This is a genomic window from Anaerotignum lactatifermentans DSM 14214 (assembly GCF_900142265.1).
GTDB lineage: Bacteria > Bacillota > Clostridia > Lachnospirales > Anaerotignaceae > Anaerotignum > Anaerotignum lactatifermentans.
This window is the reverse complement of sequence record NZ_FRAH01000103.1, coordinates 1-8,599: the sequence shown is the minus strand read 5'-3', so window position 1 is coordinate 8,599 and position 8,599 is coordinate 1. Positions and strand designations below refer to the sequence as shown.

Annotated in this window: 6 protein-coding genes and 1 pseudogene; 1 reads left to right on the top strand and 6 read right to left on the bottom strand. The window is 53.3% G+C overall.

Annotated features, from left to right (window positions below; all coding sequences use genetic code 11):
• Nucleotides 1–74: 74 nt before the first annotated feature.
• The 3 genes from BUB35_RS16965 to BUB35_RS16955 all read right to left on the bottom strand — a co-directional run bounded on the left by BUB35_RS16965 (nt 75) and on the right by BUB35_RS16955 (nt 1,459).
• Nucleotides 75–593, bottom strand: a complete 519-nt coding sequence (locus tag BUB35_RS16965; RefSeq protein ID WP_072853689.1) for a hypothetical protein — start codon at nt 591–593, stop codon at nt 75–77.
• A 41-nt stretch (nt 594–634) separates the two neighbouring features.
• Complete coding sequence (locus tag BUB35_RS16960; protein WP_242949282.1) at nt 635–1,213, bottom strand: SMI1/KNR4 family protein; 579 nt, start codon at nt 1,211–1,213, stop codon at nt 635–637.
• Between the two features lie 105 nt (nt 1,214–1,318).
• Nucleotides 1,319–1,459: a Maff2 family mobile element protein gene (locus BUB35_RS16955; RefSeq protein ID WP_072853685.1), complete on the bottom strand. Its 141-nt coding sequence runs from the start codon at nt 1,457–1,459 to the stop codon at nt 1,319–1,321.
• Between the two features lie 471 nt (nt 1,460–1,930).
• Between BUB35_RS16955 and BUB35_RS16950 the strand changes: the two genes are divergently transcribed.
• Nucleotides 1,931–3,139, top strand: coding sequence for an IS110-like element ISEnfa110 family transposase (locus tag BUB35_RS16950; RefSeq protein WP_002382856.1), 1,209 nt, complete (start codon nt 1,931–1,933; stop codon nt 3,137–3,139).
• A 146-nt stretch (nt 3,140–3,285) separates the two neighbouring features.
• Here the strand turns inward: BUB35_RS16950 and BUB35_RS16945 are convergent.
• The 3 genes and pseudogenes from BUB35_RS16945 to mobQ form a co-directional block, all read right to left on the bottom strand.
• Nucleotides 3,286–4,824 (bottom strand): annotated as a pseudogene (locus tag BUB35_RS16945) (VirD4-like conjugal transfer protein, CD1115 family); the annotation flags it as partial.
• Between the two features lie 85 nt (nt 4,825–4,909).
• On the bottom strand, nt 4,910–6,811 hold the full coding sequence (locus BUB35_RS16940; protein ID WP_072852992.1) for an AAA family ATPase: 1,902 nt from the start codon (nt 6,809–6,811) through the stop codon (nt 4,910–4,912).
• A 15-nt stretch (nt 6,812–6,826) separates the two neighbouring features.
• Nucleotides 6,827–8,533: a MobQ family relaxase gene (mobQ, locus tag BUB35_RS16935; RefSeq protein WP_002592866.1), complete on the bottom strand. Its 1,707-nt coding sequence runs from the start codon at nt 8,531–8,533 to the stop codon at nt 6,827–6,829.
• Nucleotides 8,534–8,599 lie beyond the last annotated feature (66 nt).

Genomic DNA, 8,599 nt, shown 5'->3' with positions numbered 1-8,599 from the left:
GATTTGTCGCTTCGTTTATTCTTCCGTTTTGCGGCGGATTACCTTTTTCATTCCCGGCAAGAAGCTAAATTGGTTTACATTCTTTTGCGCCGTTTATAGAGCAGCAGCCCATTGACCGCAAGCCATACCAGCAGATAGGCCGCAGATACCCCGGCAATCGTCCAATAGGTGCGCTTCTGTCTGGTTTCGTAGGTCTGTGCGGTTTCGTCTGCGCCGATGGTGATGTAGCCGTCCTCATCAGGGATGGACAGAACACGGCGCTCTATCGGCTCGTCCGCTTCCAAAATACTCTGTGCGGTGCTTTCCACAGAGCCAGACTCGTACTTGTACTGATAGCCGCTCCCGTCCTCTGCCCGATAGCGCACGATGTAAACGGTCGTGGTGGGGTGGTTGCGCTTCTGCCGCCCGGTAGCGTGGTTCTCTCTCTGTACGGGATAAACTTCCTCCGGCACAAAGGTATGAACACCCATGTCCTCATAGGCTGACGCAGGCCGGATAGAGGACAGGTTCCGCAAGCTGAAATAAAGGCATAGCACCGCCCCGATCAGCAGCATAATTCCGACGGCAAAAGCGATAGATTTTAACTTTGCCATGCACTCACCTCCGTTTCTTTCTCACCGATAAATGGGAATTGTTAATCTTCTTCATATACATAGTCTTTGAAATAGTCCGTTTTATCTTGATAGTCTAACCATAACTCAAACCATCCCAAAAAATCCTGTCGTTCACAACAAGGCTGAACGCCTACATCCGAGAAATTCCAAACTTCTCCGCGGCATTTTCCACTAACAATCAAGTTATAGCAATCACAGTCACCAAAATCTATCAATTCGATTTCGCCCTGAAAAACCTTTGTTTGCATTTCCTCTCGAATTACATCATTATCGCGATCATCATCTTCCCAAATCCAAGCTTCTTCAAGCATAAAGGGATGGGACAAATCTCTTTGCTCTAAATTTTCTAATCTGTTCAAATGAAAATCCGCACAATCGCAACCATTTCCCACAGATTTTAAAAACATACGATATGCTTGTGGCAACTGAATATTACAGCTTTTTTCAAACGCTTTAATTTGACTTTCCGAAGGGCATTCTCCCATTTTGATATTTTTTTCAATAACTTTTTTCTGAATACGAGCAATTACATCTTCATAATCCTTTGGCTCATAAATAGGCATATAATCATTCCCTCTAAATTCCGATTTATCGCTCATTCCTATGTTTCATTTTAGCACCCTCGGAATGATATTTCCACCAGTCAGCCACAAAATATTTTACGGAACAGTGGGGTAGCTGTCTGTTCTCTTATTTGTGTTACTTTATGGCACATGAGCATTCGCACCGGGGTTGTCGTTGCCGTAACCTTCCAGCAGGTTGATGACACCCCAGATGCCGAGACCAGCGCCCAGAGCGATAACGAGGGTCTGAAGAACGGTGATAGCCTGATTGAAAAATGCCATAAATTATAGTTAGCCGGAATCATTTGAAAAGTTTGATTTAGTCATTCATAGGCATACAAAAGCCGGAACAATCGGCACCCGGTTTCCGGGGCCTGATTCCGGCTGTCCTCCTTTTTTCATTATTTTTTGGTGATTGTCCGCTTTGTACGCCGATGGCCCCATCCGGGGCGGTTGAGGCGGGTAGATAAGATCACTCCTATTACAATAAATTTGGACAGGAAAGCCGGACAGCCAGTCCGGCTTTCCCTCCATCTCGTGCCTAAGCTACAATGAGAGGAGCAACTGGCTGACCAATCACTCCTTGGGCTTGTATGTCCGTGTGAAAGACTGTTAGCCATCCTCTCGTTGCAGCGTTCGATTTAAGCAGGTTGAACCACCGGATGTCGGAGAGTTCGTGTCACACAATAGATTGAATCGGCAGCGAGAAAAGATGGATTCCGGTTGCAGATTCTTTGTATTGGAGGAATGTGAATGAACTGCGTTGGCATCGATGTTTCCAAGGGTAAGAGCATGATTGCAGTCATGCGGCCCTTCGGAGAGGTAGTGGTTTCACCCTTTGAAGTACGTCACACCGCCAATGAACTGAGCGAGCTGGCAGGACTGCTCAAAAGCCTGGACGGCGAGACCCGTGTGGTGATGGAATCCACGGGTAATTACCATGCTCCGGTGGCCTGGCTGCTCCACGACGCGGGCCTTTATGTCTCGGTAGTCAATGCAATGCTGGTGCATGACTACGGAAACAACAGTTTAAGACGGGCCAAAACCGACAAAAAGGATGCCGTAAAGCTGGCCAACTACGGTCTTGACCACTGGCTCACATTGCCGAGATATATCCCGGAGGAGGATACCCGACTCATGCTGAAAATCTGCTACCGGCAGTACCAACAGTATTCCAAAGTTCAGACCATGCTGAAGAATAACCTGATCTCCCTGCTGGACACCACCTTCCCAGACGCAAATCGCTTGTTTACCAGTCCGCCCCGCGCCGATGGCAGCGAGAAGTGGGTGGACTTTGTCGCTACTTTTTGGCATTGCGAGTGCGTTTGTGGCCGGTCTGAGAAGGCCTTTACTACCCAATACCAGAAGTGGTGCAGAAAGCACGGCTACAATTTCAGCGAGGATAAGGCGCTGGATATTTATGCCTCTGCTTGCAGACACTTCGGTGTCATACCGAAAACGGATACGGCAAAACTTTTGGTAGAACAGGCCATTTCTCAACTCCAGACAACTTCTTCCGCGTTAGCTGCTCTCAAACAGGAGATGCAATCCCTGGCAGCTTCTCTGCCGGAGTATCCTGTAGTGATGGGGATGTTTGGTGTTGGCCCAACCCTCGGCCCTCAACTCCTGGCTGAAATTGGCGATGTACGCCGTTTTCATTCCAAAAAAGCGTTGGTTGCCTTTGCGGGTATTGACGCCCCGCCCTACCAATCCGGTCAAATAGATGTCCGTAGCCGTAGCATTTCCAAGCGAGGATCTGCCTCACTGCGCAGGACGCTCTTTCTGGTGATGAGCGTCATCCTGCAATGTGCTCCAATAGACGAGCCGGTGTACCAGTTCATGGACAAGAAACGCTCTGAAGGCAAGCCATATCGTGTCTACATGATGGCCTCTGCCAACAAGTTCCTGCGCATCTACTACGCTTCTGTGAAAGCCTACTTGGAATCCCTGGAGCACGACTGATTTTTACACTCTATACCATCTGGCTGGCCGCCGTTTTAATTTTGAGATGCTCAGCGGCTTGATTTTGTATTGCATTTTTTCGCCTCCCTAAAAATCTGAAATTTCTACTTGACTTTTATTAGCAGGTCTTTCACAGCGGAACAGATTTACACGCCCTCTGCGTCTACTTCATACACATCGTAGACCTCGTTGGGCTTGAGCTTGAGCCGGGTGGACAGGAACGCCTCGATGTCAAAGGCGTTCTTGGGGTCCGCGTCGGCGGTGTACGGGTAATTGGGGTGCTTGGTGATGTCGTACTTGTCCGAGAGGAAAGGCCGCACACCGCGCAGCTGGAGGATACACTTGCCGCCGTCCATGACGGCCAGTTCATCCTGGCTCATAAGCTCTTTGCCGAGCTTTTGGTAGTTAAGAGAATGGGATGTCTCGCGGCCCCGGCTCTCGCCGGTGTTGTAGGTGTCGATGGTCTCCTTGCCCAGCACGGCGGCCAGCTCCTTGAGGGTTGTCGGCTCTTTGCCGCCCAGGAAGATGGAGGTATCCATGTTGCCGATGATGGTATCGGCGTTGTCCTTGTAGATAGCTTTGAGCTGGGACTGTGCTTGCAGCACCAGGCAGGCGGAAATCTCACGGCTTCGGATGGTGGCAACCAGCTTTTCCAGCCGAGGGATCTGTCCAATATTGGCGGCCTCGTCAATGAGGCACCGCACATGGACCGGCAGCCGCCCGCCGTACACATCGTCCGCTTTTTCGCAGAGCAGATTGAACAGCTGGGTGTAGCACATGGAGATCAGGAAGTTAAAGCTATCGTCCGTGTCGCTCATAATCAAGAACAAGGCGGTTTTCCGGTCTCCCAGGGTATCCAGCTCCAGCTCGTCGTAGGCCGTGACCTCCCGCAGCTCCGCGATGTCGAACACGGCAAGGCGCGCACCGCAGGAAATCAGGATGGATTTTGCGGTTTTGCCCGCAGCCAGCTTGTACTTTTTGTACTGACGGACGGCGAAGTGGTTGGGCTTCTCTGCCTCCAGCGCGTCAAACATCAGGTCCACGGGGTTCTTGAACTCCTCGTCATCCTCCCGGACCTCCATCGCGTTGATGAACTCGATGAGGGTGGAGAAATTCTGTTCCTCCACCGGGGCCTCGTAGTGGATATACCCAATGAGGGCGCAGTACAAAAGCGTCTCGGCCTTAACCCAAAAATCGTCCCCGGCCTTGCCCTCGCCCTTGGTGTTGGCGATCAGCGTCGTGACCAGTTTCAAGATGTCCTTTTCGGAGTGGATGTAGGCAAAGGGATTATAGTGCATGGACTTCTTGAAGTTGATGGTATTGAGGACTTTGATCCGATAAGGCTCATAGATGTCCTTGCCGTGCTTATCCTTCATGGGCTTGCCGTCCTTGCCCAGCTTGGGTGTGCCGCGCTGAAGCATTTTGCCGCACTCCACCAGGATGGTGCCTTTTGGGTCTGTCACCACATAGGAGCTGTGCATCTGCATCAGGTTCGGTTTCAGCCAGAAGCGGGTCTTGCCGGAACCGGAGCCACCGATCACCAGCACATTTTTGTTTCTGGCGGTCTTGGGGTCCTTGGGGCGGCTGTTCATGGTCAGGCTCTCGGTTTTAGTCAGAATCACATTGTTCTGGAACACCGGGTCGATGTAGGGTGCGATGTCCTCATGGGTGCCCCATGAAGCGTTTTGTCAAGTGCTTTTTTGAGTTATTGACGCAAATTCTTGTGAAAGTGCGAAAGTGCAAAGTGCAAAGGGTCTGCGTTTTGCACTTTCAGCTTGCGGGTTCGGGCGGCTGCTTCTTCTTGATGAAGTTATACCATTGACCGCCGACACGCCTTGCGCCCAAAATGCTGCCCATGTTGCGCTTGGCGTTCTGTACCGTCCTCTCGGATATTCCGGCTTCGGCTGCGGCCTTTACAATGTCCTCGCTGGCAAGCTCTTTCCCGTCTGCAAGCAGGTCAAGTATCAGCTTCTCGGCTTGTTCGGTCTTGGTGGCGGTGTTCCCGCCCGCGCCGGATAGCAGCTCGTCGGCGGTTATGTCGTATTCGCCTATCCATGAAAAGCCTGTTTCCGGGTCAAGGCAAAAGGCAACGGGCTTGCCCTCCGGCGCCAGGGAAGATTTGTCATGGACGATAACACGCACATTCGGCTCCCGCTTCACGCGCCCGATCAGCAGGACGCTCCTTGCTGCGGCGCGGAAGTCGATAGAACCTAAGCCCCGGTATGCGCTCTGCCCTCCGGCAGCTTTGTTCAAGTGTCCGATAAGGATAACGGCGCACCCGGTACGCTCGGCAACATCGGCAAGACGGCGGAACATGGGGCGCACTTCGTTTGCCCGGTTCATGTCGGTCTTTTCGCCCATGTACGCCTGTATTGGGTCAAGGATAATCAACCGCGCCCCGTTCTGCGTGATTGCCTTTTCTATGCGCTCGTCGGAGAGGGTAAGCTCCCGCTTGGCTTCATCAATCACAAGCACGCGGTCAAGGTCGGCTTCGGCTTCTATCAAGCGGGGCTTGACGGTATCGCCCAGCCCGTCCTCGGCGGTCTGGTAAATCACTTGGAATGGCGGCAGGGGCTTCATTCCCGGCAGCGTTCCCCCGGTGGTGCAGGCAGCGGCAAGGCGTAGGGCAAAGGTGGTCTTGCCCTCGCCGGGGTTGCCTTGCACAATGGTTACTTTCCCGAAAGGGATATACGGCTCCCATAGCCATTCAACGGTCTGCGTGTCAACCTCGCTCATGCGGATAATCTCGACGGTTTCTTCCTGCGGCGGCTCTTTCAGGCCGTAAACTGCTTCCTGGATATACTTCCCGTCTGTGATTTCTGCCCGGTGCTGCAATACCTCGTTCCAGTCCTTAAACAGCGGCACAAGGCGGTGGACGGTCAAGCCCTCCGGCACAAGCTCCGCAAGGCGGCTACAAGCGTCGTTTCCGGCTTGGTCGCTGTCAAGGCAGAGGTAAACGGTCTTGATGTTCGGACGGTCAGAAAGGAAACGCAATAGGGCTTTTTCTCCCACGCCGCCCAATGACAAATAGCTCTGCTTCTGCCATTCCTTTTTGAACAGGCAGAGGAAAGAGAGCAGGTCAACGGGGGCTTCAAAGGCAAAAAGCCTGTCGCCCTCGCCCCGGTAACAGAAATTAAAGGCTTTGTCGCTGCCTTTCACATCGAGCCGGAAGTTTCCCGCCGTTCCCTTGCTGTGGGCGTAGCGCGGTATTCCGTCCTCGTCCCGCCCCACAAATACGGCGTTGTGGTGGGCTGCGTCCTCGTAAATATCGCCGCGGGCAAAGAAAAAGCCCATCACATCTTCATCAATGCGGCGGGCTGCTGTGAGGTAGTTCCTCGCTGTTCGGTTGTCGCTGTTTGGGGGTGGTAGCCGGAAGTCGGAAAGGGACGCGGGGCAAGGTCTGTCCGGCGGCGGTGCGGCTCCCTTTTCTCCTGTGAGAAGTTCCACGGCTTCGGTGAAGCTCTTGCCGAAAAACTCTATAACAAAATCAACGGGGCCGCCGCCCTTGCTCTGGCTGTGCCTGTACCATTTGTTTCCCCGGACGGTCAAGCTGTCGTGCCGTTTCCAGCGGTATTCATTCCCGGCGCGGGTAAGCTGCTCGCCCTGTGATTGCAGGAAAGAAACAAGGTCGGCTTGATTCGCCCGGTCTATCTGTTCTTGGGTGTAGTACAAAAATCTCAACTCCATTCATCGTTCTAAGTCGTGCCGCTTGGCGCGGGTCTGCTCCGGCTGGTCGGCTTTCAGTGCAATATCAACGCACTTGCGGATATTGTGCAGCTCGGCAACCTCGGCGCGGGTTTCTTTCAGCTTGGTATATTCCGCTGTTCTCTGCCCGCTGAGAGTGGCGTACTCTTTTTCCCATTCAGAGATAGGCAAGGTCTTTGTCCCTTTCGGCAGATTTGCATGGAGATAGCGGCTCGCTGCGTTCCATAGCGTAAGCTCGGCGCGGTGGGCTTCCTCGTACTTGTCACGCTTGCTCGTCCAGCCATTTTTCAGCTTTTTCAGCTCGTCGTGAATGGGCTTGTACTCGGTGTAGTTCTTCCCGTATTCAATCAATTTCTGCAATTCTTTCATGCGCTTCTCGGCGGTTTTCATGCCCTCCCGGATAGCGTCGGCTTGGTCGCTGACAGAGGAAAGGGCAGCGTCCAGCTCCGCAAGGGTAGAAATACCATGCTCGGAAAGATAGTTGACCGCCTTTGCAACGGTTTTCAGTTCATCGGCGGCGTGCTGCCTTTGCCAACTCTGCGAATACTTCCGGCTCTTTTCTCTCTGAACGCTTAAATACTTCATCAGCAGATTTGCAAGGCCGGGGGATTGCGGGGGCTGCTCCGGGGCGGTTTCCCGCGCCTTGAACAGTTCGCCAATCCATTCTTTGAGCTTTCCAATCTGCGCCCTGATTTCCCGGATAAGGCGGTTTGCCTTTCGGATATTCCGGTTCAGCTCGCCTTTCTCGGTGGCTATGCCTTTCTTCTCCATTTGACAGGCCGCTACGCCCATGTGGACGGTGGGCAGCTCGTCAATGCCGCGCTCGGCGTTGCTGCGGTAGTCGATACGCTCCGGGTGTCCGGCGCGTTCAAGGTAGGCGTTTGAAATATCCGCCCATGCCTTGCGCCATAAAAGCGCGTTGCCCTTGTCGTTCCAGCCTGTGAGGTCAACTTTGTGTGTCTTGTATCTGCCGCTTGGTAAGCGTATGCGCTCGCCGTTCTCGTCAAGGTCATATTCCTTTTTGGACTTCGCCGCCCATGCGCCGCGCTCGTCAAGGGGGCGCATGGTAAGCATGATATGACAATGGGGGTTGCCGCTGTCGGTGTCGTGAATGGCAAAATCAACGCACATTCCTCTTGAAACAAATTGAGAGGAACAGTATTCACGGACAAGCCGGATCTGTTCCTCTCTGGATAATTCTATGGGGAGTGCTGCGTCAATCTCTCTGGCAAGCTGGGCGTTCCCGGCTTTCTCGTAAAGCTCCACGCTGTTCCACAAGGTTGAACGGTCAGAGAAAGAGGGCGGGGCATGGGGCGGCAGTAGGATTTCCGTATGGACAACGCCGCGCTTGCGGGTGTAGTCATGGGTCATTCCGTCCCACTCGTTTGTGATTTTCTCGCCGCTTCGATAGGCGGCTGCGGCAACGGCTGACTTGCCTTTTCCTCGGCTCACAATGCCGATGTTACAATGGTAAATGGCTATGGGTATCACCTCCCGGATAGGATAACCAAACCCGCAAAAATGGTACAGACGCCAACGGCGGGTGTACTGTTTTTGTGGGTGTGCAGGGATAGCCGCGTAAGCGGCGCAAGGGGTGCAGCCCCTTGTTGCGGCAAAGCCGCCATATCGGAGCGCGGGGAAAGTTCCCTGTGCGGAGATACGCCCTCGGCAGAGCGCACACGCCCGCAAGGGTGTATAAGTGCGCCCTTTGTTCCAAAGGGATTATTCGCTTTTCCCGCCCTCGGTGCGTTTTTT

Bases quoted from the DNA above. Each gene is read 5' to 3' on its own strand.
- BUB35_RS16965 (WP_072853689.1), bottom strand. From the start codon at position 593: ATGGCAAAGTTAAAATCTATCGCTTTTGCCGTCGGAATTATGCTGCTG.
- BUB35_RS16950 (WP_002382856.1), top strand. From the start codon at position 1,931: ATGAACTGCGTTGGCATCGATGTTTCCAAGGGTAAGAGCATGATTGCA.
- BUB35_RS16960 (WP_242949282.1), bottom strand. From the start codon at position 1,213: ATGAGCGATAAATCGGAATTTAGAGGGAATGATTATATGCCTATTTAT.
- BUB35_RS16955 (WP_072853685.1), bottom strand. From the start codon at position 1,459: ATGGCATTTTTCAATCAGGCTATCACCGTTCTTCAGACCCTCGTTATC.